The organism is Actinosynnema sp. NPDC002837 (genome assembly GCF_040295345.1).
Lineage (GTDB): Bacteria > Actinomycetota > Actinomycetes > Mycobacteriales > Pseudonocardiaceae > Actinosynnema.
Genome location: NZ_JBEOVG010000007.1, coordinates 131124 through 155950, shown reverse-complemented (window position 1 = coordinate 155950; position 24827 = coordinate 131124). Strand labels below are relative to the sequence as shown.

Here is a 24827-nt window from a genome sequence, read left to right as displayed (position 1 = left end):
ATGACGAACCTGCGTGGCGCGTCGGCGGCAGCTATCGGGGGGATCGTGCTGGAATTCGGACTGCCCGGCCCAGTGGACGTGCGCGACGACGGTGCGCCCACGGCCAGGTGTCGACGTTGTCGACCACAGTGGACTACGGCGTCGGTCGCGACACGGTCAGCAGGTGCCGGGATGGTCCAGTTCAGCCACTCCTACCAGTCCGCCGTCGCCGACGTAGGCGATGACGCGTTCGTCGGGGTGGAAGGCGATGCCGTGCACTCGGCCGGCGCACGGCAAGCGAGCCAGTTCGCGGCCTGTCGCGCTGTCCCAGAGCACCACCATGCGGTCGGCGCCGCCGGTGGCCAGCAGGCTTCCCGAGCGGGACGCGGCCACGCAGAGCACCGGGCCCTGGTGGGCGCGCCACCGCCGCGCTCGGCCCCAGGTCGGTCGCAGCGCCAGGGTTCCGTCGGCGCCGCCGGTGACGAGGTCGCCCGAGGCCGTCCACAGGGCTGGGGTCTGCAGGATTCCCCCCACCTCGGCGCCCAGCACCTGGGGGGTCCACGCGGTCTCGGGGTGGTGGAGTGTTGCCGTCCCGCTCGCGTCGACGGTGATCACCGCGTCATCGGGTCTGACGGTGACGGCACGGATGGACGACGTGCGGTCGTCCCCGACGAACAACGCCACGCCGGTGGCGGGGTCCCAGATGTGGAGCTTGCCGCCTTCACCCGCCGAGAACACCACCGATCCGTCGGAGGCCGCGGCACAGGCCAGGACGGGCTCGCTGTCACCCGGGTAGGACGAGCAGCAGACCCGTCCGTGGAGGTCCCACACCCGGCACGTCCCGTCGGCCCCCGCGGTGACGGCCCGTGCGCCCGGCAACGGTGCGAGAGCCCAGACCTGCGATCCGTGCTCACCCACTTCGACCACCTTCGGCTGCCCCGCCCCGGGCGGCGCGCCGACGTCCTCGATCAGCAGGACGCCGCCCCGCTCACCCGCGGCGACCACCAGGTCGTCCCCCAGCAGGAGGTGGCGGACGGCGTCGTCGGGATGGCGCACGGCGGGACCGATCTCGTCACCGGTCGCCGTGTTCCACTGCCGCGTCGTCCCGTCGGACGACGAGGTGAGCAGCGCCGTGCCGGCACGTGTGAAGGTGACGTCGCCGACCAGGCCGGTGTGGCCGCCGAGGGCCGAGCCGGTCGCCGCCGCCACGCTCCACAGGCACACCGTGCCGTCCCCGCTGACCGACGCCACCTTCTCGCCGTCTGCGGACAGCACAGTGCTCACCGCCGTGGTGGTGTGGGCTTCGAGAACGCCGATCTCGCTGAACGAGCGGAGTTCCCACAGGTGGACGCGACCGTCGTCCGAAGCCGCGGCGAGGAGGGAGCCGTCGGCGGTGACGTCGCAGTGGATGATCGGCGTCGTGGCGGGAGTCATCTCGGTTCCACCACCGCCGGCCAGGTCCCAGACCACGAGCCGCCCGTCCGCACCGCACGTCGCCACCGGCCGCCCGCCTGCGCCGAGGGCGCACCCGTACAGCGGCGCCCCGTGCACGAGTTCGGTCACCCGGCCCCAGTCGGCGAGGTTGCGCACGTAGAGCACACCTCGCCGTCCCCCGTAGACGAGGACCGACCCGTCGGGGCTCAACGCACCGCAGGTCAACGGTTCCGGCGCGAGGAACGGCTCTCCGATCGGTCGCAGCTCCGGCAGTGACCACTCCCTCACCCACTGGTCGGTGCCGAAGGTGAACACCGCGCTGCCGTCCGGTCGGACGGCACAAGCGGTGCACGACGGCGTGTGCGCGGTGACCCGGGCTGTTTCCCGGCCGTCGCGGACCGCCCAGACGTGGAGGGTACCCGCGGGGCCGGCGGTCGTCGCCAGCACGAACTTCCCGTCGGGCGTGGCCGCGCACGACTGCGGGCTCGCGGACATCCCCGTCAGCGTCCGCACCGGCCGGCCGGACGCCGTGTCCCACAACTCCAGGGTCCGGTCCGTGCACGCGGAGACCATCAGGTCGTGGCCGGGCACGAAGGCGCAGGCCGTCAGCCACCGCGGTCCGTGCTCCAGGCGCCGCAGGAGTGCCTCCGACTCACGGGGACGTGTCCGCGGCCGCAGTCTGACCGGACCGGGCGGCGGGTCCTGGCGCCCGGCGTCGACCAGGGCGGCGGTCGTGGGGCTCCACTGGAGCCGGTTGGCGAGCTGCTGCCAGGTGAGTTCCGGGTGACGGGCGAGGTGGTGGGACTCCAGCCGCAGGGCTCGGGCGATGTGCGCGAGCACCTCGCGGGTCGGGTGTGGTCGCCTGCCCCGCGCGCTCACGCCCGCTCCTGCGGCCAGAGCCGCAGCGCCATGTCGAAGTCGTCCTGGAGCGCGTACACGCCGGTGTGGGTGACGACGACGCGCCCCTGCTGGTCGACGTGCTCCTCGATCCCCACCGCCTCCACCTTGCGCTGCAGGAAGTGGAAGTCGGCGAGGGTCGCGCCCAGGTCGTCCCAGCTGCCGCTGTGCGCCTGCTGGTAGGGAAGTTCGAGCAGCTTGCGGGTGTTCGCGGCGGAACGCCCGCCGTCGGTGAGGTCCAGCGGCTGGGCGGCGAAGTACTCGGCGAGCCGGCGGTGCGCGGCGGCGGACTCGTGCTGGGTGAGGTAGCGCGCGGTGACCGCTTCGGCGAGCTGGCGGTGGTAGAAGCCGAGCAGCACCCTGCCTTCGCTCGACCGCTCGTTGAGGTAGGGCTCCAGGTCCGCGTGCAGGCGGGCCCACAGGATCGGGGGCAGCCGCTTGCCGGGCGCGGCGCCGTTCCCGCTCACGTCCAGCGGCGGCGAGTGCGGCATCCTGCGCGCGACCTCTTCGGTCACCTCCGCCGAGGTGGAGAGCAGGTCGAGCAGTTCGGCCTCGCTCAGCCCGTGCCGCGAGGCGGCGAGCAGGCCGAGTGCCTGGCGCACCAACGCGGGTCCGTGCTCGGCCTCCAACCGGTCCAGCAGCTGCTGGACGATGCCCGGTACGTCGGTGGCCAACGTGCCGGGCAGCACGTGCGCGTAGGACGCCCACCGGCGGGCTTCCTCGAAGGCCAGGCGCAGGTGCAGGGGGTTGCCGTGCACCGCGAAGCAACCGAGCACCTCCGCCCTCTGCTGTGCGGTCAGCTCCCGGCGTGCCTCGCCCAGCCACGTCCGGCCGGCGCCGTCCAGCCACCGGGTCAGCAGCTCGTCGCCGTCCTCGGTCGGCAGCGCACCCACCGGCACGGTGACCGCGCCCAGTGCGGCGGCGGCGCTCTCGGCAGCGCTGCCCCGTTGGGCGGACAGCACCACGCTCACCCCGGCCGGCAGGTCGGTCGGCAGCCAGCTCAGGTCGGGCGCGCCCGCCAGCTGGTCCAGCGCGTCCAGCACGAGCACGACGCCGGGATCGGCCGGCACGGCGGCCAGTTCCTCCCGGAAGGCGGCGGCGAGGGCGGCCACCTCCGTCAGCGGCTCGCCGTCCGGGCGGGCGCTCCCGGCCACTCCGGGCACGGTGCGGCGGAGGTCGTCGACCAGGGTGCGGACGTCGGCGGAACGCGGTGTGGCGCCGATGAAGCGGGCGACGACCGGGCGGCTGCCGGCGAGCCGGTGGGCGGCCTCGGACAGCAGCGCGGTCTTGCCGATGCCGGGTTCCCCGACGAGCAGCAGGGGCTTCGCCGGGCCGGACCGGATGTGCTCGGTGATCGTGTCGAGTTCCCGCCGGCGGCCGGTGAAGCCGCTGCGCCGCTCCGCGCCGAACGCCTGGTGGGCCAGTTCTTCCGACAGGTGCGACTCGAGCCGTGCCGCCGCTCGGAACTCGTCGTCGATCGCTGCGGCGAGCACGGCGTAGACCTGCTCGCACCAGGGTTCGACGTGGTCCTTGCGCGGTCGGCCCGCTGACGCGTCCCAGACCGCCCGGTACTCGGTGACCGCGCGACCGCCGAGGCGCAACCGCTCCGCGACCACGTCGTGGAACCGGCGCAGCGACCTGGCCGCCTCCGGGTCCGGCCGCTTGCCCTCCTCGTCGTCGACCAGGTCGCGGTACCTGCCCGCGGACGCGTCGTCGGGCAGGCCGTCCAGGACGCGTCGGAACACGTGCACGGCGCCTGGTGCCCCCGGGTCGTTCTCGGGAATTCCGCGCATCGCTTCCTGTTCGGTCAGCGAAGTGCGGAGGAATTGCTGCACCGAGGCGTCCTCTGAATTCTTCGCGGCTTGGAAAAGCGCCGATCGGAGCATCTCCTTGTCGCGGTCCCACGCTTCGCCGCCCAGTGGTCCGCGTTTGGTTTGCAGCACGAACACCGGGGGCACCGAATTGCGGTCTTCGAGGTACCACCGGTCCACGACGCGTCGTGCCGCGTCATCGGTCAGGCCGCGCCGCAGCTCGCCGAACGTCGCCGCGTCGATGGTCGGCGGGAGCAGGCTCGTGCCGTAGCGGTCGCCCAGGACCAGCAGGAAGTTGGGCCGCGCGGTGGCCCGCCGGCAGCGGTCCACCTCGCTCAGGCAGATCTCCGTGATGCGCCGGTCGGCCGCGGCGTCGTCGGAGACGCCCCACCTCAGGTCGATGGCCTGGAACTCGCCGCCCCGGCTGGCGCACAAAGCGCCGAGCCTCGGGAATACCCGTTCGTGCAACGCCGTTCGTTCATCCTCCAGATCACCGAACGTGGAACTGACGAACACTCGAAAGAGTGATGTTGCCCTGGGCATCGACTTGCTCCGGAAAGGTCATCCCTATGGACCGCTCCCGATGCTAGCGTCGACGGACATGGACGGCACCGCAATCGACGGCCGCACCGGCCCTCGGTTGGCCGACCTCTCGGCGATCGGCGCGACGGTCAACGCGAGCGCCCACGTCCTCGCCCGTGACCCGGGCCAGTTCGCCGCGCAACTCCTGCTGCGGTTGGACGCGGCAGAGGGCTCGCCGGACGGCTTGGGCGTCCTGCTCACCGCGGCTGCCGCGGACGACGGGAGGCCGTGGCTGAAACCGTCGCGCGCGAGCCTGCGCCGCTCCTCGTCGTTGGTGCGCACCCTGTCCACCGGCGACGGCGGTGGGGAGTGCTTGGCGCTCACCCCCGACGGGAGCGGGGTCGTCGCACCCGTGGCCCGCGACACCCTCGGGGTGTGGGACACCCGGACGGGGAAGACGCTCCAGCGGCTGACCGGTCACACGGGCTTGGTCCGCGCGGTCGCGGTCACCGCCGACGGGGCGCGGGCGGTCTCCGCGTCCGAGGACGGCACGCTGCGGGTCTGGGACCTGCGGACCGGGAGCCTGCTGCACACCTGGGCACCGCACTCCCTGTCCCCACTCGCGCTGGCGCTGACACCGAACGGGCGACAGGCGGTGGTGGCCGGTGAACGCCACCCGATCGCCGTGGTGGACGCGGCCACGGGCCGGCGCACGGCGACCCTCGCGGGCCACGACCGGCTCGTCCGCGCCATCGCGGTCACCGGGGACGGGCGACGGGCGGTGTCGGTCGGCTGGGACCACACGGCACGGCTGTGGGACCTGGCCACGGGACGGCAGGTGCGGGCACTGCACCGCGACGACCTGGTCGGTGAGAGCACGGCGTTGTCCCCGGACGGGCGGCACGCCGCCTTCGGACTGGACGACGGCTCGATCGCTTCGTGGGACCTGGGTTCCGGCGCCGTCACGACGACCCGACCGGGGCACACGTCCTTGATCCGCTGCCTCGCGTTCACCGCCGACGGACGGCTGGTGTCCGCCGGGCGGGACCGGCTCGTGCTGGTGTGGGAGATCGGCTCGGGTGAGGTGTCGATGCGCCTGCGGGGCCACGCAGAGGAAATCGGTGCGCTCTGCCTGGTGCCCGGTAGGCCCCACGTGGTCACCGCCGACCGGCAACTGCGGGTGTGGTCCCTGGACAACGGGGAACTGCTGGCGACGTTGGGGCGCCACGACAACGCGGTCACGTCGATGGCGGTCACCGCCGACGCGCGGCTGGCCGTGTCCACCGACGGCGGAGGGGTGCTGAAGTACTGGGACCTGACGCGCGGGACGTCCGTGCCCGGTCCGGACGCGGGGACCGCGCGGTCCGTCGCCGTGATCGGCGACGACCGCCTCGTCTGCCTCGACGACGAGCACGTCGGCGTGTACGACCTGGCGTCCGGCGCGAGGCTCGCCAGGTTCGGCGACCCGGCGATCACCGGAGGGGTCGTGGCGGTCGCCGCGGGGGTGTCCGCACCGGGGTCACCCGCACCGGCCGGGCCGTCACCGCTGTCGCTCCTCGTCACCTGCGAAGATCACCCGCTGGAGATCCGGAACCTCGACACGGGCGCACTGGCCGGCACCTTGCGCGGCCACACCCGCTACGTCCGCGGCTTGGACGTGTCCGCCGACGGACGCCGACTGGCCTCCGTGTCGTGGGACCGGACCCTTCGGCTGTGGGAGCTCCCGGAGGGCCGTCCCGCGGACGTGGTGCACCTGCCCGACGTGTCCGGGCAGGCGGTCGCCCTCACCGCCGACGGCTCGCTGGCGCTGGTGCCCGACCTGTACGGCAGCGCGCACGTGTGGGACTTCGGCCGCCGCGCGGTGCACCGCAGCCTCCACATCGACGCCGACATCAGCGACCGGGTCAACGCGGTCGCCCTCTCCCCCGACGGGAACGTCGCCGTCACGGGGTCGCAGGACGGCACGGTCCGGGTGTGGGACGTGCCCTCCGGCGAGTGCGGGAACGTGTCGACCGGGCACTCCAACGGAGTGGGTGCGCTGGCGCTGTCCCGCGACTGCACCACGGCGGTGTCCAGCGGCATCGACCGCACCGTGCGCGTCTGGGCCCTCGACCGGCCGAACACGCGGACCACGCCGGACGGGCGCACCGGACCCGTCCACGCCCTCGCCGAGGTGCCGCGCGGCGGGCTCGTGGTGTCGGCGTCCGACGATCACGCGCTGCACGTGTGGGAGCCGCGGTCGGGGCGCCGGGTGCGAAGCCTGGTCGGGCACGACGCCGCGGTCTGGGCGGTGGCCGCGTCACCGGACGGGCGCCGGGTGCTGTCGGGTTCCGCCGACCACACCCTGCGATTGTGGGATGCGGGGACCGGCCGGCTGCTCCACACCCTCGAAGGGCACCGGGAGAAGGTCTGCGCGCTGGCGCTCAGCGCCGACGGCACCCGCGCGGTCTCGGGCGCGTACGACGAGGCCGCCATTATCTGGGACTTGAGGGAAGGCCGGCGGCACGTCCTGCGCGGCCACACGAGCCTGGTCACGGCCGTGGCCATCACCCCCGACGGGCGCATCGCGGTCTCGGCCGGGATGGACCGGACCGTGCGGGTGTGGGACGCGGGGACCGGCGAGGCACTCAGGATTTGGGAGGAGCACCCCGAAGGCATCGCGACCCTGGCCATCGGCCCGGACGGCAGGACGTTGCTCTCCGGGGGCAACGCCGACGAGTGCGTGCGGGTCTGGGACCTCCGGACGCTGTCCTCGCGCCCGAGCGCGGCCGGGCCGTTCAGCGCGGTCGACCAGGTCGTGACCGGTTCGGGCGACATCGCGCTTTGCGTGCTCGACGACACGTGGCGCAGATGGCTGGGCGTGCTGGACCTGCGGACGTGGGAGTGGCGGCAGCACCTGACCGGCCACGCGGACCGGATCGGTGACGTCGCGCTGCGCGGGGACGACCGGTTCGCGGTGTCGGTGTCCCTGGACCACACCGTGCGGCTGTGGGACGTGCGGGAAGGCGCCGAGGTGGCACGCCTGACCGTCGACACGGGCCTGACCGCGGCGGCGATGGCCCGCGACGGGAGCTGGGTCGCCGCCGGGAGCGAGTCCGGCGCCGTCCACTTCGCCACCCCCGTCCTGCCGGGGGTCGACGGCGCTCGTGGTCGACGAGGGGAGCCCGGGTGAACGCGGAGAACTCGGTCTCCGGGGAGACCATCTCGGTGGCGGTGCAGGCCGGCCTGATCGCTGGTGGCGTGCACCTGCACGACCACCCGGCGCCCCGCCACGTCCCGCGCAACCTGCCGCCGACGACGCCACGGTTCACCGGCCGCGTCCGGGAGTCGGAGGAGTTGACCCGACTCGCGCGCACGGAGCAGGGCAGCCGGCTCTGCGTGGTCGACGGCGCACCCGGCATCGGCAAGACCTCCTTCGCGGTCCACTGGGGTGAGGCGGCGCACGAGCTGTTCCCGCACGGGCAGGTCTACCTGGACCTGCGCGGTTTCGACCCACGACGCCCGCCGATGACCCCCGAGTCCGCGGTCCGGGTGCTGCTGGACGCGCTGCACGTGCCGCCCTCGACCATGCCCGCCGACCCGGACGGACGGCTCGCCCTGTTCCGCAGCCTGGTGAGCGACCGCAGGTTGCTGTTCGTCTTCGACAACGCGCGGGAGAGCGAGCAGGTGCGCCCGCTGCTGCCGCGGTCCCCCGGCAGCTTCACGGTGGTGACCGCCCGGCACAGGTTGGACGGGCTGCACCTGCACCACGGCGCGGACCGCGTCACCCTGGCGCCGCTCACCGACGCGGAGGCCACCCTCCTGGTCGAGCGTCACCTCGGCAGGCGGGCCGAGGTGGAACGCCAGGCCGTGCGGCAGGTCGTCGCCGCGTGCGCGGGCCACCCGCTGGCGTTGAGCATCGTCGCCGCGCGCTCCGCGGTCGACACCGACGACTCGCTGGCCGCGATCGTGCGGGAGCTGGCGGACCGCAACGCCGCGCTGGACGCACTGACGATGACCGACGCGGCCGACTTCCGCGCGGTGTTCGCCCTGTCCTACCACCACCTCCCCGAGTCGCCGGCGACCGCGTTCCGGACCTTGGCCGTGAACCCAGGCACGAGCGTCAGCGCGCCGGCAGTCGCCGCGATGACCGGCACCGGGCCGGACGACGCCCGCCGTGCGCTCGCCGAGCTCGACCGCCGTCACCTGGTGTCGCGGATCTCGGCCGGGCGTTACGCGTCGCACAACCTCACGCTCGCGTTCGCCCGGGAGCAGGCGCGCGCCGACCCGCCGGAGCGACGGTCCTCGGCCCTGCGGGCGCTGCTCAACCACCATCTCCACGCGGCCAACCGCGCCGACCGGCTGGTCAACGGCCACCGCCGCCCGGTCGACCTCGAACCGTGCGCGCGGCCCGACCTGCTGCCCGACCTCGCCGACCGCGCGACGGCCATGACGTGGTTCGACGCCGAGTACGACGACCTGCTGGCCGCGGCCAGGACGGCGGCGGCCGAGGGAATCCACCCCTACACCTGGCAACTGCCCTGGGTGCTCTCGAACTACGCCTACCTGACCGCGCGGTGGCAGGACTGGGCCGACACCCACGTCGACGCCGTGGCCGCCGCACGGCACCTCGGCGACCGACCAGTCGAGGCGAGGCTGCTCCAGACCCTGGCCCGCGCGCAGAGCGAAACCGGCGCCCACGCCGATTCCCTGCGGCACTACCGGGCGGCGCTGGACATCCTTCAGGAGTTCGGAGACCTGCCCGGGCAGGCGAACGCGCTGAACGGGCTCGGCGGCGTCCTGCTGCGCAGCGGCGCGCACCGGGAAGCCCGGGAGACGGCCGAACACGCGCTCGACCTCTACACGTCCCTCGGTGACGAGGCAGGTCAGGCAAGCACCCACGGGCTCCTCGGCAGGGTGGGCCAGGCCGCCGGACGACGGACCGACGCGGTGCGCCACCACCGGCAGGCGCAACGCTGGTACCTGGAGTGCGGCAACCTGTACGGCTTGGCGCACACGGCCGACTGCCTGGCCGACCTGGAACTCGCGGCAGGTGACGCCCGTTCGGCGGCCGCTCACCTGCGCACGGCCGCCGAGCTGCACTACCGGGTGGGCAACCTGCACTACGCCATCACGGCGTGCCGGAACCTGCGCGCCCTGGTCGACCCCGCAACGGGGAGGGATCGCCTGGACCGGGTGATCACCCTGCTGGAGAACCGCTCCCCGCTGACCGTCGCCGAGCTGACCGAACTGATCGCCGACGAGCAGGGCCGTGCGTGATGTGATCGACGACGAACCGGGCCGATCCCGGCGCCGGCTTGCGACGTGGATCCGCGATCGGCTGCGCCTCGTCTGGTGGCGACCGATCTCGCCACTGTCTACAAGAGACTGGTGACAGGTGCGGGAACTGCAGAGGCCCTTGGCCGGCGGCGTTCCCGCGGCGCCGCCGACCAAGGGCCGGGCTCAGCTGAGCGTGACCCAGATGTCGTGCGCGTCAGGCTCCGCCTGGGTGCTCTTGATGAAGGCCGCGGTGTCGTGCCGGCCGTCGCCGTTGGTGTCGCCGACCGCGCACACCTCGTTGCCGGGGCACATGTACTCGGACCACTTCAGCGGCGCACCGAACGCGGCGCCGCTCGACAGTGCGACCCAGACGTCGTTGGTCGTACCCTTGGTGAAGGCGAGTGCGTCACTCCGGTTGTCACCGTTAACGTCCGCCATCGCGCACACCTCGACACCAGGACACATGTAGTCCGACCACATCGTGGGCGGACCGAACGTCGTGCCGTTCGACAACGCCACCCAGATGTCGTTGCTGGTCCCTTTGATCACGGCGATCGCGTCGTCCCGGTTGTCGCCGTTCACGTCGGCGATCGCGCACACTTCGGTGCCGGGGCACATGTAGTCCGACCACTTCGTGGGCGGCGCGTACTTCGCCCGGATACCTGCGATGTCGTCCTGAGCCAGGAAGCGGTGCGAACCGAGGTAGAACGGCGCCATCAGCGCCGACGAGTCGCCGGAGTGCCGCAGGCCCAGCGCGTGCCCGATCTCGTGCGCCGCGACCGTGACGAGGTCGAAGGGTTGTCCGTCGTCGCCACGGGGTGCGTCGGTCCAGGTCTCCGCGTCGTCGAAGTGCACGTCGCCGGCGATCGGGTTCGAGTAGGTGGGCGGAGGGAAGAACGCGTGGGCGAGGACGCCGCCCGGGCCGTCGAACGGGTCGAGGGGGTCGCCGTGATTGCCCGTCTGCCACGAGAACTCGATGTCGGCCGCCCCGGTCACCTCTTGGAACCGCAGTGGCGCCACGTCCGCCCACATCTTGAGGGCCGCCCGGACCGCCGCACGCTGCGCCGCGATCGGCAGATCGCCCGTGGTGTTCGCGAACGAGTAGGTGATCGTGCTCCCGGGCCACTTCCCGGGATCGAGGACGTAGGACGATTGGACATCGGCGGCCGGCGGCAACGAGTCGTAATAGACGACGTCGCCGTCAGCCTCCGCGACGGACGTCGTGGAACACAACAGCAGACCCGCCAGACTCGCGGACAGAATCCGATAACCGGTACGTCTCAAAATGTGCTCCCTTCCCGCGAGGTGGCCGTGCGCTGCGGCCTTCCGGCAATCACCACGGGACCTCGCAACTTCTGCCGACACCACGCGGACGGCAGGCGTACGGGCGGCGCGATCAGCGGATCATCCGCAGCTCCCCTCGGGACGGGCGAGTCGGGCATGGGTCATCCGCGGCAGCACTCGTCGCGGAAAACTCAAGCCGGAATAGGAAATCCGCAATCCTGCGGGTACCGAGTTCGCGCTTCGCCAGGTTCGCTGCAACGATCCGCGTCGCGGAGGTGGTTGACAATCCGCCCGACGGGTCAATCCACTTCGTTGTGGTGAAAGAGCAGGGTGCGGGTGAAGTGTCAGACGGTCCCGGTGCGGGCGACTTCGCCGTACCAGCGCGCGCTGGGCTTGATCGTCCTGGTGAAGGATTCCCGGTCGACCGACACCAGGCCGAACGTCGGCGTCCACGAGCCCCATTCGTAGTTGTCGAGCAGCGACCAGTGCAGGTAACCCCGCACGTCGACGCCGTCGGCGATGGCGTGGGCCAGGCCTGTCAGGGCGCGGCGGGTGTAGTCGACCCGGTCCGCGTCGTCGGCCGTGGCGATGCCGTTCTCGGTGACCAGGATCGGCACCGAAGGTCCGACGCGGTCGGCGGTGTGGCGGACGGCGCCCTCCAGCGCGGCGGGGTGGAACTCCCACCCGGTGAGGGTCCTGCGCGCGTCGGCGGCGGGCTCGATCGGGCCGTCGGGACCGATGACGACCCGGGTGTAGGCCTGCACGCCGATGAAGTCGTCGTCTTTCGAGACGTCGAGGAACTGGTCCTCGCGGGAGTAAGCCCACTCGGCGGCGAGGTCGTCGGCGCCGTCCACGGCCTGGAAGTTCTGGTTCGCGACCGTCCAGCCGGACCGGACGCGTGGCAACGCGGCGAGTTCCTCGCGGGCGACGTGGTGCGCCGCGACCAGCGCGTCGGCGACGTCCTGGTCCGGCGGGGGCATCGCGCCGGCCACGTTCTCCCGCCGCTCGCCGCGCTTCATCATCGCGCTCATCATGGCCACCATGTTGGGCTCGTTGATGGTGCACACCCACTCGACGCCGTCGAGGACCGGCAGCACCGCGCGGACGTAGGCGCGGAAGCGGGCGACGGCGTCGGCCCCGGTCCAGCCGCCCGCCGCGCGGAACCACAACGGTGTCGTGAAGTGGTGCAGGGTGACCACGGGCGTCAAGCCGCGTTCGAGGCAGCCTTCGACCATCCGCCGGTAGTGCGCGAGGTGCGCCCGCGAGACGTGGCCGGGCGCGGGCTCGACGCGCGCCCACTCGACGCTGAACCGGTAGCCGGTGAGCCCGAGGTCGCGGACGATGTCGAGGTCTTCGCGCCACCGGTGGTAGCTGTCGCACGCGTCGCCGCTGCGCTCCGGCAGGAACGAGTCGGGCGCGTTCTCGAACGCCCACAGGTCGCTGGCGGTGTTGTTGCCCTCGACCTGGTGCGCGGCGGTCGCGGCTCCCCACAGGAAGTCGCGGGGGAAGGTGGCGTTCACGGTGTCTCCTGGTGTTGTCGAACGCTCACGGACGCCGGTACGCGCCGGCGGCGAGCAGCTGCTCCTGCCCTGCCCGCGCCTGCTCGACCAGTCGCGCCACGGTCTCCGCCGTGACACCGAGGCCGAACGACCGGAGCTTGTCGAGCGGGATGGACAGGAACATCCGGACCAGTTCCGGCGCGACGGAGGACTGGGCGGCGCCCAAGGCCGTCTGTCCGAGCAGAGCGGCCAGCACTTCCCGGCCGGCCGGGTCGGCGCGCCACTCGGCGATGGTGGACTGCGCGGTGAGCGGCGTCAGCACGCGGTCGCCGTCGCTGTGGACCGTGGCCCGCAGCCGCACGTCCTGCGAGGAGGCGCCCACGCGGAGGGCGTAGTCACCGGCGGCCAAGGCCCAGCGCTGACCGCGCACGTCCCACGTCCGCAGGTCGGCGGCCGTCAGCGGGAGCGTGACGGCCGTCGTCTCGCCCGGTCGCAGGTCGAGCTTGGCGAAGCCGCGCAGCTCCGAGCGGGGCCGGGTGGGGTGTTCCTCGACCGGTCCGGCGTACAGCTGGACGGCCTCCTGCCCGTCCCGGTCTCCGGCGTTGGTCACCGAGAAGGTCACCTCCCACGCGTTCTCGGCCACCTCGGCCACCCGCAGGTCGGAGTACTCGAACCGGGTGTAGGTGAGGCCGTGCCCGAACGGGAACGCGACCGGCCGGTCGAGCGTGTCGAAGTACCGGTAGCCGACGAAGGTGCTCTCCCCGTACACGGAGGCGCCGTCGCCGCCGGGGAACGTGAGGTAGCTGGGGTGGTCCGACAGGCGCAGCGGGATGGTCTCGGCGAGCCGGCCCGACGGCGCCCGGTCGCCGAGCAGGAGGTCCGCCGTCGCGTCCCCGCCGCCCTGTCCGAGCAACCAGCCCTCGAGCACCGCGTTGGCGTGGTGCTGCCACTCGGCCACCGAGATCACGCCACCGTTCGACAGCACGACGACGACGCGCGGCGCCACGGCGGCGATCCGTTCCAGCAGGCCGACCTGGTCGGCGGGCAGGTCGATCGTGGTCCGGTCGAAGCCCTCCGATTCGGCGTGCTCGGGCAGGCCCAGGAAGAGCACGGCGACCTGCGCGTCACGGGCCGCCTCCACCGCCGCGAGCACCAACGCCTCGTCGGCGACACCGTCCACGGCGTAGCCGGGCGCGAACCGGACGACGTCGGCGCCCAGCCTGCCGGTCAGCGCGTCCAGCGCGGAGGACAGCTCGGTCGGCACGATGCGGGACGACCCGCCGCCCTGGAAGCGCGGGGTGCGGGCGAGTTCGCCGATCACCGCGACGGCGCCCGGTGACGACGGGTCCAGCGGGAGCACGCCGTCGTTGGTCAGCAGCACGGCCGCGGCGGCGGCGGCTTCCCGGGCCAGCTCGGCGTTGTCACGTCGGATCGCGGCCAACTCCTCGTCGGCCGCACGTGCCCGGGCGGCCCCGAGTCGCTCCTCCAAGCGGCGCAGGCGGTCCACGACCGCGTCGAGCGCGGACTCGTCCAGCTCTCCCCGCTCGACCGCGGCCACGACCTCCGCGTCCGTGCCGGTCGGCGGCATCTCCAGGTCCAGCCCGGCCCGCAGCGCGGCGACCCGGTCGTTCACGGCGCCCCAGTCGGACACGACGACACCGTCGAAGCCCCACTCCTCGCGCAGCACCCGCGTGAGCAGCCAGGGGTTCTCGCTCGCCGGGACACCGTTGATCCCGTTGTACGCGCTCATGACCATGGCGGGGCGCGCGGTCCGCACCACGTGCTCGAACGGGCGGAGGTAGACCTCCCGCAGCGCCCGCTGGTCGACCTCCGCGGAGACCCGCATCCGGTCGGTCTCCTGGTTGTTGACCGCGAAGTGCTTGACGCACGCGCCGACGCCGCTGGACTGGACGCCCTCGACGTAGGCGGCGGCGAGCCGTCCCGTCAGGTGCGGGTCCTCGGACAGGTACTCGAAGTTGCGGCCGCCCAGCGGCGAGCGCTTGATGTTCATGCCCGGACCGAGGAGGACGTCGACCTCCAGCGCGGCGGCCTCGCGGCCGAGGGCCTCCCCCACCCTGCGCACCAGCGCGGGGTCCCAGGTGGAGCCGAGTGCCACGGCGGGCGGGAAGCACGTGGCCGGGACGCTCGTGCCGATGCCGAGGGCGTCGCCGCCCTCACCTTGGCGGCGCACGCCGTGGGGTCCGTCGGCGAGCAGGAACGAGCGCACGAGGCCGGGCGCCCCGGTCGAGTGCCAGGTGTCGCTGCCCGAGGTGAGCGATGCCTTGAGCGCGAGCGGTGCGCGCTCGACCTCGTGGTCGGCCATGGTGGACGGTCTCCTCATCGGTGAGCTTTGACGGGGGCTTCGGCGTCCGGGGGTCAGCCCGACTTCCAGCGGGTCACGTCGACGCCGAGCAGGGCGAGGAAGTCCAGCAGGCGACCGCGCATGTCGATCGTGCCCGGGGCGAGCAGCCACTGCGTCTGCAGCCCGTCGAGCAGGGCGATGAGCTGTTGCGCCGCCGCCTCGGGGTCGAGCCGGTCCCGGCCGCCCACCGCCTCGCCGAGGATGGTCGCGAAGTGCTCGCGGAGGATCTCGTACCGCCGCAGGAAGTACCGGTGCGCCGGGTGGTCGGGATCGCTGGCCTCGTTGGAGAGCTTGGCGTACAGCGCGACGAGGCCGGGCGTCATGGCATTGCGCTCGACGATGTGGAGCAACTGGTCGAGGTGGTCCCAGGCGTCGAGGTGCTCGTCGAACAGGACGTCGGCGTCGATCTGGTCGCGTCGTTCGAGCACCCGCATGAGCAGTTCGTCCTTCCCGCCCGGGAAGTGGTGCAGGGCGCCGGCGTGGGTCAGCCCGGCCGCCGCGGCGATGTCCCGCAGCGACACCGCGAGGTAGCCGGACTTGGCGAACAGCTCCGCGGCGGCGTCGGTGATCCGCTCCTTGGTGCGGTCGCCCTTCGTGTACCGCTTGGCCGGGATCGGCGAGCCGCTCCTCACGCGGTCGGGGCCTGCACTCGCCATCGTGTCTCCTCCGCGGCGTTATCGAAGTGGTCTGGACATCGAGCCCGCCGATGTGCCTACCATGTGGCCCGTAAAACTTACCACATGGTGAGTTCTAGGTCGTCGGTCCGATCAGGCCCGGTAGGCGGGCAGCGAAGCCCGGCACGCAGACAGGAGTTGCCCATGAGGATCCGCAGATTCCCCACCGTCGGGACGGCGGGCGCGGTGGCGGTCGCCTTGGTGCTGACCGGGTGCTCCGGAGCGGGCGGTGGGGCCGCCGGCCAGAGCGACCCGACGCTCGACATCGCCACGATGACCATCCCGCAGAGCCTCGACCCGGTCACCGCGGTCGGCGGCGCGCTGCCCTTCTTCCAGGCCACCTACGACTCGCTGCTCAAGCGCGAGCCCGATGGCGCGTACAGCCCGATGCTCGCCACCTCGTGGACGTGGGACCCGAGCCGCACGAAGCTGTCGCTGGCGTTGCGCGACGACGTGAAGTTCGACGACGGCTCGGCCTTCGACGCCTCGGCGGTCAAGGCGAACCTGGAGCGCTTCAAGGCGAGCACGGGCGCGAACGCGAAGTGGTTCTCCGGCCTCAAGCAGGTCGAGGTGGTCGACGCGACGCACGTCGTGCTGCACCTGGACGCCCCCGACCCCGCCTACCCGCACTACCTGTCCGACGCGGCGGGCCTCATGGCCAACCCGGCCGCGTTCGCCGACGCGGAGAAGCTGAAGACCACCCCGGACGGCACGGGACCGTACGAGCTGGACGCCGCCCAGACCGTCGTCGGGACGAAGTGGGTCTACCGCCGCGCCGAGAACTACTGGGGTGAGCGCCTGCCGTTCGACGGCGTCACCATGACCGTGTTCGACAACGAGACCGCCATCGTCAACGGCCTCAAGACCGGACAGGTCGACACTGCCGTCATCCAGGACGCCAACCAGCAGTCGAGCCTGGACGGCGCCGTCGGCCTCACCACCACCCCGGTGGACTTCGACTTCCAGGGCATCCTGCTGTTCGACCGCGCCGGCAAGGTCACCCCTGAACTCGCCGACGTGCGGGTGCGGCAGGCGCTCAACCACGCGATCGACCGCAAGACGATGCTGGAGCAGATCCGCCGGGGCAAGGGCGCGAGCACGAGCCAGATCTTCGGCACCGACACCTCCGCCTACCAGGAAGACCTGGACTCCTACTACGCCCACGACCCGGAGAAGGCCAAGCGGCTGCTCGCGGAGGCCGGGCACGCGGACGGCTTCGAGCTGAAGATGCCGCGGATGTCCTCCATCGTCACGGAGGCCATCGCCTCGTCGCTGCGGTCCGACCTCGCCGACGTCGGCATCACCCTCACGTGGGTGGACGTCGACCAGGGCGACGCGCTGCGCCGCATCTTCTCCGACCGCGAGTTCTCCGGGTTCGTGATGAACCTCGGCCAGTCCGCCGACGACTGGCTGGTCATCAAGGACCTGGTGCTGCCGGGGACGTTCAACCTGTTCGGCTACACCGACGACACGGTGAAGGCGCTGACGCCGAAGATCCAGGCCGCGCCGGCAGGTGACGCCGTGGAGGACGTGCGGGCCCTCAACCGCCACCTCGTCGAGAACGCGTGGTTCGTCCCGTTCTACCGCATGTCCTACGCGCTGGTCACCGACGGCGGCGTCACGGCGCGGCCCCAGTCCGGCATGGCCGTCCCGTCGCTGTACAACTACCAGTCGGTCGGCTGAGACCATGCTCGGGTTCGTCCTCCGCCGGCTGGCTGCGGGTGTCTTCCTCCTCTTCGCCATCTCCTTCGTCTCGTTCGTGCTGCTGTCGGTGCCGCACCTCGACGTGGCGCGGCAGCTCGTCGGGCAGGCCGCGACGCAGGACGTCGTGGACGCCAAGAACGCGGCGCTCGGCCTGGACCAGCCGGTCCTCGCCCGGTACGCGAGCTGGCTGGGCGACGCGGTGACCGGAGACCTCGGCACGTCGTGGTTCACCAGCGAGAACGTGCTGACGGCCATCGGCAACCGGCTGCCGGTGACGCTGAGCCTGATGCTCGGCGTCACCCTCGTCACCGCGGTGCTCGCCTTCTCCCTCGGCGTGTGGGCGGGCGTGCGGCGGGGCGTCGTGGACCGGTTCGTGCAGGTGCTGGGCGTGGTCGGCTACGCGTTGCCCGGCTTCCTGGTCACGCTCGTGATCGTGCTGGTCTTCGCCGTGCAGTTGCGGTGGTTCCCGGCGATCGGCTACGTCCCGCTGACGTCGTCGGTCCCGGGGTGGCTGTCCACGGTGGTCCTGCCGATCCTGTCGCTGTCCGTCGCCTCCGTGGCCGGTGTCTCCCAACAGGTTCGCGGCTCCGTCATCGACGTGCTGCGCCAGGACTACGTCCGGACGCTGCGGGCCAGGGGCCTGCCACCCCGGCGGGTGCTGTTCCGGCACGTGCTGCGCAACGCCTCGGCGCCGGCGCTCACCGTGCTCGGCATGCAGTTCGTGGGCCTGCTCGGCGGGGCGGTGCTCGTCGAGCAGATCTTCGGCCTGCCGGGCATCGGCTCCATGACCGTCACCTACACCACCCGCGGTGACACGCCGATCATCATGGGCCTGGTCATGACGACGGTCGTCTGCGTCGTGGTGATCAACCTGGCCGTCGACGTGCTCATCGGCTGGCTCAACCCGAAGGCGAGGACGGCATGAGCACGGCCCAGCGGTTCCTGCGCAACCCCCAGGCCATGGCCTCCTCAGCCCTGCTGGCGCTGATCGTCGCCGCGGTGCTGCTCGCGCCGGTGCTGGCCTCGCACCTGCCCGGCGCGGCGGAGCTGGGCAAGGCGTTCGCCGGGCCCGAGCCCGGTCATCCCCTCGGGTTCGACTCGGCGGGCCGCGACGTCTGGTCCCGCCTGCTCCACGGCGGCGGCAACAGCCTCGGCGGCGCACTCATCGCGCTCGTGGTCGCCCTCGGCCTCGGTGTTCCCAGCGGTCTGGTCGCGGGCTACTACGGCAAGTGGTTCGACTCCCTGGCGAACTGGGCGAGCAACTTCGTGATGGCCCTCCCGGCGATGATCGTGCTGCTCGCGTCGAGGGCCATCCTCGGCCCGACCGTGCCGGTCCTCATGGTCGTCCTCGGCGTCCTCGTGGCACCGAGCTTCTTCCGGCTGGTGCGCGGCATCGTGGCCAACGTCCGCCGCGAGCTCTACGTCGACGCCGCCCGCGTGTCCGGCCTGCGCGACCGACGGATCATCGCGCGGCACGTCCTCATCGTGGTGCGCGCGCCGATCATCATCCAGGTCGCCCTCGTCGCGGGCATCGCCATCGGGTTGCAGGCCGGTCTGGAGTTCCTCGGCATCGGCAGCGGCGACGCCCCGACGTGGGGCGCGATGCTCAACGAGGCGTTCCAGAACCTGCAGCGCAACCCGCTGCTGATGCTGTGGCCGGGGCTGGCCCTCGGCCTGACCAGCGCCGCCCTCGTGCTGTTGGCGAGCGCGCTGCGCGACGTCCTGGAAGACCGGGGCGCCCCCGTCCCGAACCCGCGCGCGGCCCGACGCGTCCGGGTCGACCCACCGACCACGCCGGACACCGCCGGCGAGCGGGCGTCGCTGCTGTCCGTCCGCGACCTCGCCGTGTCGTACGGCCACGGCGCGACGGCCGTCGAGGTGGTGCGCGGGGTCGACCTCGACGTCGCCGAGGGGGAGGTCGTCGGTCTGGTGGGCCAGTCGGGCTCCGGCAAGTCGCAGACGGCGTTCTCGGTCCTGGGCATCCTGCCCGAGGGCGGTCGGGTCACGCGGGGCAGCGTCCTGGTCGCCGGCACGGAGGTGGTCGGTCTCCCGGAGAAGGAGTACCGCGCGCTGCGAGGAGGGGTCATCGCCTACGTGCCTCAGGAGCCGATGAGCAACCTCGACCCCGCGTTCACCGTCGGCAGCCAGCTCGTGGAACCGATCCGGGTGCGCTTGGGGTCCTCGCGCAAGGCCGCGACGGAGCGAGCGCTCGACCTGCTGCGCCAGGTGGACATCACCGATCCCCGGCGCGTCTTCGACTCCCACCCGCACGAGATCTCCGGTGGCATGGCGCAGCGCGTGCTGATCGCCGGTGCGATGAGCTGCGACCCGCACCTGCTCATCGCCGACGAGCCGACCACGGCGCTGGACGTGACCGTCCAAGCCGAGGTGCTCGACCTCCTGCGCCGCCTGCAGGCCGAGCGGGGCCTGGGTGTGCTGCTGGTGACGCACAACCTCGGCGTCGTCGCCGACCTCTGCGACCGCGTGGCCGTGATGGAGGCCGGGCGCGTGGTCGAGACCGGTGACGTCGAACAGGTGCTCAAGCGCCCGCGCCACCCGTACACGCGAACCCTGGTCGAGGCCGTGCTCGACGACGTCCCCGCGCGTCCCGCCTGGGTCGCGCCACGAATCGCGGAGGTGCCGGCATGAGCGGCAGCGCGTTGTCCGACCCGGCGTCCGCGCGGATCCTCGACGTCCGCGACCTGCGGGTGTCGTTCCCCGGCAAGGGGTGGCGTGCGCCGCGGGTGGACGTCCTGCACGGTGTCTCACTCGACATCCGACCCGGTGAGACGGTCGGTCTGGTCGGCGAGTCGGGATCCGGCAAGACGACGATCGGGCGAGCAGTGCTCGGCCTCGTCCCCGTGAGCGGCGGGACAGTCGAGTTCCGGGGCGAGCGCATCGAGCACGCCACCGGTCGACGGCGCCGACTGCTCAGCCGCCACCTCCAGGTGGTGTTCCAGGACCCGTACGCCTCGCTGAACCCGTCCATCCCGGTCGGGGAGACGCTCGCCGAACCGCTGCACGCGCAGGGGATGACGGGGCACGACGCCCGCCGCAAGGTCTCCGACCTGCTGGACCGCGTCAAGCTGCCGGGTGATGCCGCCCAACGGCTCCCGCGCGAGTTCTCCGGTGGGCAGCGGCAGCGCATCGCGATCGCCCGGGCGCTCGCGATCGGCCCCGAGCTGATCGTGTGCGACGAGCCGGTGTCCGCGCTGGACCTCACCACGCAGCGCACCGTGCTGGACCTCCTGCTGGAGATCCAGCAGCAGACCGGCGTCGCCTACCTGTTCATCTCCCACGACCTGTCCGTGGTGCGGTACCTGTGCCACCGGGTGAGCGTGATCCACCGCGGTCACATCGTCGAGTCCGGGGAAGCCGGGCAGGTCACCACGGCGCCCCGGCACCCGTACACGCAGCGGCTGCTGCTGTCCGCGCCCGTCGCCGACCCCGCCGCCCAGCGGGCCCACCGGATCGCGTTGCACCGACGCCGGATCGAGGAGACCGCATGACGCCGGACCTGCCCCTCGTGCCACTGCCGGCACGGATCACCACCACGCGGCCGGGACGCGTTCCGCTCGGGACGTCCGGCACGGTCGCGATCGCGGTGCCGCCCGGCCTCGCCCCTGGCGTGACCGAGTGGTTCACGACCTGGGCACGACGGCTGCACGGCCTCGACGTCCGGGTGGGCTCGTCCGGCGACATCACGGTCGTCGTGGACGATCCGGTCGCCTTGGGGCTCACGGACGTGCGGCCGCCGGACGGGGTCGATCCCCGGGCGGCTGCGGCCGACGAGAGGTACCGGCTGACGGTCGGCCCCGACGGCGTGCTCGTGGAGGCCGCGGGCGATGAGGCCGCGTTCCGCGGGCTCACCACTCTGCTCCAGCTCATCGAGCCGGAACCCGGGTCGGTCCCCGCCGTCGTGATCGAGGACGGCCCCGCCCACGCGTGGCGCGGCCTGTCCCTGGACCTCGCACGCCACTACTCCACACCGGCGGAGATCCGCCGGATCGTCGACCTCCTCGCCTGGTACAAGCTGGACGTCCTGCACCTGCACCTCACCGACACGCAGGCGTGGCGGGCGGAGGTCGCCGGCCGGCCGCGGCTCACGGGCGCCGGTCCCGGCGCCACCGCGGAGTTCTACTCGCGGGACGAGCTCAGCCGGATCATCGCGTACGCGGCGCAGCGGTACGTCACCGTGGTCCCCGAGTTCGACGTGCCCGGCCACGTGGCCGCCGCGTTCGCCGCCTACCCGGAACTGCGCGGCGACACCGAACCGGCGCACCCGTACGTGTGCTACCTCGACCCCGAGGTGCCCGAGGCCGTCGCCTTCACCCGCGACGTCATCGACGAGCTCGTCCGCCTGGCGCCGGGGCCGTTCGTGCACCTGGGGGCCGACGAGCCGTTCGGCATGCCGACGCAGGCGTACCGGCGGTTCGTCCAGGAGGCGCACGCCCAGCTCCGGTCCGCGGGCAAGAGGGTCGTGGCCTGGCAGGAGGCGGCACGCGCGGGCTGCCTGGACTCGGCCGACGTGCTCCAGTACTGGATCGGCCCGGACAACTCCTTCGACACCGAACGGCTCAAGCAACGCGCGCCGGCCGCGCTGCACCCCCTGATCGAGGACGCCGCCCGGATGTTCGCGCTCGCGCCCGGTGACGTGCCCGCGGCGGCGGCAGCGGGCGTTCCGGTGCTCCTGTCGTCCAACACGACGCTCTACCTCGACCGCCCTTACGCCGACCCCGCGGCCGACGAGGAGTCGGAGCGGCGGCGGCGACGCGCCGGGCACGCCGACTACGAGCCGCGGACCCCGGAGCAGGCGTTCGACTGGCATCCGGGCGCGCTGCCGGAGATCGCGGCGGCGGGAGCGGAGGTCGCCGGGGTCGAGGCGGCGATCTGGTGCGAGACGGTCGACTCGTTCGACGACCTGGCGTTCCTGCTCTTGCCGAGGCTCGCGGGAACTGCGGAGAAGGCGTGGACCCGGCGGGTCACCGAGTGGCGTGATCACCAGCGACGACTCGCCGGCCACGTCGACACGTGGCACGCCCTGGGCTTCCAGGCCGCGTACCAGGCAGCCCACCCGAACCCGGAGCTCGTGGAGCGGCCCGGAAGGAGCGGTTGACTACCGGCTTGAGCAGGCCCCGAGCAGTTGGTGTCACGACGGGTCGTGCGGGGACGCGAGATGGCGTTGCAAGTCGCGGTGGCGGAATTGCACAGCGGTGCCCGTCAGCCGCAGGATGCCGGCCGCGTGAGCCCAGTCGAGGAAGTGGCCGAGCCTCCACGGCAGCAGGCCTTCCCGGTGGTATGCGCGCAATGCGAGCAGGTACCGCGGCCAAGGTGAACTGGCGGTGACCACGCAGGTGGCCACCACCACCGCGATGCCCGATGCCTCCCGCATGGCCAGGGACAAACCGGTGACGAGGACGAGGAACAGGTACAGGTCGCGATACAGCGCCATGCGCATCGCGTCGCTGGGACGACTGAGGACCTCTTGTGCCTGGTGGGCGCCGAATGCGACGGCGGCCGTCAGCAAAGCCGGGATGAGGACCACGCCTGCGTCGAGGGTCTCGGCGAGTCTTCCTGTCACGTCGGCGAGCCCACCTTCGGCCACACCCTGGAACAGGGACGCTACGGCGTAGAAAGTTGAAAAGGTCAACCCGAACACGAGGAATTTCGACAGGGGTACGCGGAAGCGACGGAAGGAGATCCGCTTGGGCGGATCACCCGCCGACGCGGCGCTCCACCAGAGCACGCCGATCAGGGCGATGAGACTGGACGCGAGGTCGGCCCAGTTCGAGTAGGTCATCGGTGATCGGAAGGTCTGACCCGACAGGAACCACCCGACCGCGGGCACGCAAAGCCCGGCGGCCAAGGATGCGCCCGCGAACTTCGCCCGCGCGACCGTGGTGTCCGGGGTCGAGCGCCACAGCTCGTGGACGTGGAAGTCCGTAGCGGAACCGCCTTGTGCGGCCGTCCGCGCCAAGTGCCGAGTCAGCGCGTGCAGCCGGCGGATGACCTCGTCCGTTCGGTAGTGCCGCCTGCTCGAACGCTGGTGGTGCGCGGTTACCGCGGGCACGAGCCGGTCGAGCAGATGAGCCTCCAACGCTTCGCCGTCCAGGCGGTTCAAGTCAGCCGGGGTGCTGTCCCGATCTTGGTACACCGTGACGGCGAGGTAGAGGCGCAGCGGATTGCTCAGGCAACGCGCGAGGCGGCCCTGGGGATGACGGCGCAGGCGTCGCACGATCGGTTGCCACCGCCGTTCGACCCCGTCCGGCTGTCCTGAACGGGGAAAGCGGTGGCGCAGCCACCCGATGACGTTTTCGGCGTCCAGCGGTCGGATCACCACCGCGGTGGCATCCTCGAGCGGCTCCTGATCGGCCAACGCGTGGTACCGGGCCGTTCGGCAGGTGAGAAGGACAGGAGGCGGCGCCGGACCCGTGGGCAGGTTCAGCGCGGCGAGCAGCAGGCGCGCCCTGGTAGGAGGGCCTTCATCGGGATCCATCTCGTCGATCCCGTCGAGGATGGGCAGCAGCCACCCCTCGACGACCAGCGCCTTCGCCACGGTGGAAGGGACTCCGTACGTCGCCGTCAACTGCTCCGCCATCCACTCGTCGAGGCGACGGCGCACCGCAGCCGGGTCGGCGTCGGCGGAGTGGGCGAAACCGGACACGCTCATCCTGACGGGCACCCGGACGCGAGTGGTGTCAGCGGAGTGGAGCGCGGCTTGCGCCACCGCGACGAGGTCCAGCAGCAGGGTCAGCGCGAGGACGGTCTTGCCCGACCCCGCTTCGCCGAGGAGGACCAGTCGTCCCCGGTCCAGTTCGCGGTAGTAAGAGGAAATGGTGGCCGCGGAGCCGGTACGGCCGCCACCGTCACCCCGCCAGCGCACCAGCGCCGCTTCCACCTGGCCGAACTCCACGTTCGCCGGCCTGGCGGCGCCGGTGTCGCCCAACAGACGTCCCAGCTGCCTGGCCTCGCCGGTCCCGACCGCGGTGAGCAACCGAAGGGCGTGCCCGGCGATGTCCTGACGGCTGGTGGAACCGCGACGCAGCGCCACGACGCCGGCGACCGCACCCACGATCCCCGGGCCGAGCGCGAGCACGTTGGCGATTCCGGCTCCGTCGTCGGGCGCGGTCCTGTCGAGCAGCCACCACGTCGACCACACCAGCACCAGCGTGACCAGCCCTACCGCGAGCAATGCCGAGCCCCGTGACCGCACCGATCACCCACCTCCCCGAGAAGTCCATCGTCCCAGCGTCCGCGCGCGTTCCGCCGTGCCGGGGTCCGGCGGCGTCCGTGCGAGGCCGGTCGCCAGAGCCGAATGCCGGGCCGGCGGTCATTCGAATTCGGCCCCCGCCGTTCGGGGACAATCCGACCTCGACAGGTGGTGGATCCAGTCGTAGGTCTT

Annotated in this window: 14 protein-coding genes; 7 read left to right on the top strand and 7 right to left on the bottom strand. The window is 72.3% G+C overall.

All coding sequences use genetic code 11. The annotated features are described in order from the left end of the window. Positions 1-156: 156 nt before the first annotated feature. Together ABTZ99_RS07905 and ABTZ99_RS07900 are read right to left on the bottom strand one after the other, a co-directional pair. Positions 157-2292: a WD40 repeat domain-containing protein gene (locus ABTZ99_RS07905; RefSeq protein WP_499609276.1), complete on the bottom strand. Its 2136-nt coding sequence runs from the start codon at positions 2290-2292 to the stop codon at positions 157-159. After that, on the bottom strand, positions 2289-4664 hold the full coding sequence (locus tag ABTZ99_RS07900) for an AAA family ATPase (RefSeq protein WP_499609274.1): 2376 nt from the start codon (positions 4662-4664) through the stop codon (positions 2289-2291). The genes ABTZ99_RS07905 and ABTZ99_RS07900 overlap by 4 nt, the downstream gene beginning before the upstream one ends. Before the next feature lie 58 nt (positions 4665-4722). Between ABTZ99_RS07900 and ABTZ99_RS07895 the strand changes: the two genes are divergently transcribed. After that, the gene (locus ABTZ99_RS07895; protein ID WP_499609271.1) at positions 4723-7815 is read left to right on the top strand and encodes a WD40 repeat domain-containing protein; all 3093 of its coding nucleotides are present in this window, start codon (positions 4723-4725) and stop codon (positions 7813-7815) included. Further along, positions 7812-9902, top strand: a complete 2091-nt coding sequence (locus ABTZ99_RS07890; RefSeq protein WP_499609268.1) for a tetratricopeptide repeat protein — start codon at positions 7812-7814, stop codon at positions 9900-9902. Before ABTZ99_RS07895 ends, ABTZ99_RS07890 begins: the two co-directional genes overlap by 4 nt. Positions 9903-10085: 183 nt before the next feature. Here ABTZ99_RS07890 and ABTZ99_RS07885 read toward each other — a convergent pair whose 3' ends face one another. The 4 genes from ABTZ99_RS07885 to ABTZ99_RS07870 all read right to left on the bottom strand — a co-directional run bounded on the left by ABTZ99_RS07885 (position 10086) and on the right by ABTZ99_RS07870 (position 15703). Further along, positions 10086-11135, bottom strand: coding sequence for a matrixin family metalloprotease (locus ABTZ99_RS07885; RefSeq protein ID WP_499609266.1), 1050 nt, complete (start codon positions 11133-11135; stop codon positions 10086-10088). 395 nt (positions 11136-11530) lie between these two features. Beyond that, positions 11531-12706: a glycoside hydrolase family 1 protein gene (locus ABTZ99_RS07880; protein ID WP_499609264.1), complete on the bottom strand. Its 1176-nt coding sequence runs from the start codon at positions 12704-12706 to the stop codon at positions 11531-11533. Positions 12707-12731: 25 nt separating this feature from the next. Further along, positions 12732-15008 carry a glycoside hydrolase family 3 C-terminal domain-containing protein gene (locus ABTZ99_RS07875; RefSeq protein WP_499609261.1) on the bottom strand — a complete coding sequence of 759 codons (2277 nt, stop codon included), beginning with the start codon at positions 15006-15008 and terminating at the stop codon, positions 12732-12734. 53 nt (positions 15009-15061) lie between these two features. After that, positions 15062-15703, bottom strand: coding sequence for a TetR/AcrR family transcriptional regulator (locus ABTZ99_RS07870; protein ID WP_499609258.1), 642 nt, complete (start codon positions 15701-15703; stop codon positions 15062-15064). 162 nt (positions 15704-15865) lie between these two features. Between ABTZ99_RS07870 and ABTZ99_RS07865 the strand changes: the two genes are divergently transcribed. From ABTZ99_RS07865 to ABTZ99_RS07845, 5 genes are read left to right on the top strand one after another with little or no spacing between them, the layout of a single operon-like run. Next, positions 15866-17404, top strand: a complete 1539-nt coding sequence (locus tag ABTZ99_RS07865) for an ABC transporter substrate-binding protein (RefSeq protein WP_499609256.1) — start codon at positions 15866-15868, stop codon at positions 17402-17404. Between the two features lie 4 nt (positions 17405-17408). Beyond that, entirely contained in the window at positions 17409-18350 is a 942-nt protein-coding gene (locus tag ABTZ99_RS07860; RefSeq protein ID WP_499609253.1) for an ABC transporter permease, read from the top strand. Continuing rightward, on the top strand, positions 18347-20074 hold the full coding sequence (locus tag ABTZ99_RS07855; RefSeq protein ID WP_499609251.1) for a dipeptide/oligopeptide/nickel ABC transporter permease/ATP-binding protein: 1728 nt from the start codon (positions 18347-18349) through the stop codon (positions 20072-20074). The genes ABTZ99_RS07860 and ABTZ99_RS07855 overlap by 4 nt, the downstream gene beginning before the upstream one ends. Then, entirely contained in the window at positions 20071-20934 is an 864-nt protein-coding gene (locus ABTZ99_RS07850) for an ABC transporter ATP-binding protein (protein WP_499609248.1), read from the top strand. The genes ABTZ99_RS07855 and ABTZ99_RS07850 overlap by 4 nt, the downstream gene beginning before the upstream one ends. After that, on the top strand, positions 20931-22541 hold the full coding sequence (locus ABTZ99_RS07845) for a family 20 glycosylhydrolase (protein WP_499609246.1): 1611 nt from the start codon (positions 20931-20933) through the stop codon (positions 22539-22541). The genes ABTZ99_RS07850 and ABTZ99_RS07845 overlap by 4 nt, the downstream gene beginning before the upstream one ends. 33 nt (positions 22542-22574) lie before the next feature. On the opposite strand, the gene ABTZ99_RS07840 is transcribed toward ABTZ99_RS07845, so the two are convergent. Further along, the gene (locus tag ABTZ99_RS07840; RefSeq protein ID WP_499609244.1) at positions 22575-24638 is read right to left on the bottom strand and encodes an NACHT domain-containing protein; all 2064 of its coding nucleotides are present in this window, start codon (positions 24636-24638) and stop codon (positions 22575-22577) included. Positions 24639-24827 lie beyond the last annotated feature (189 nt).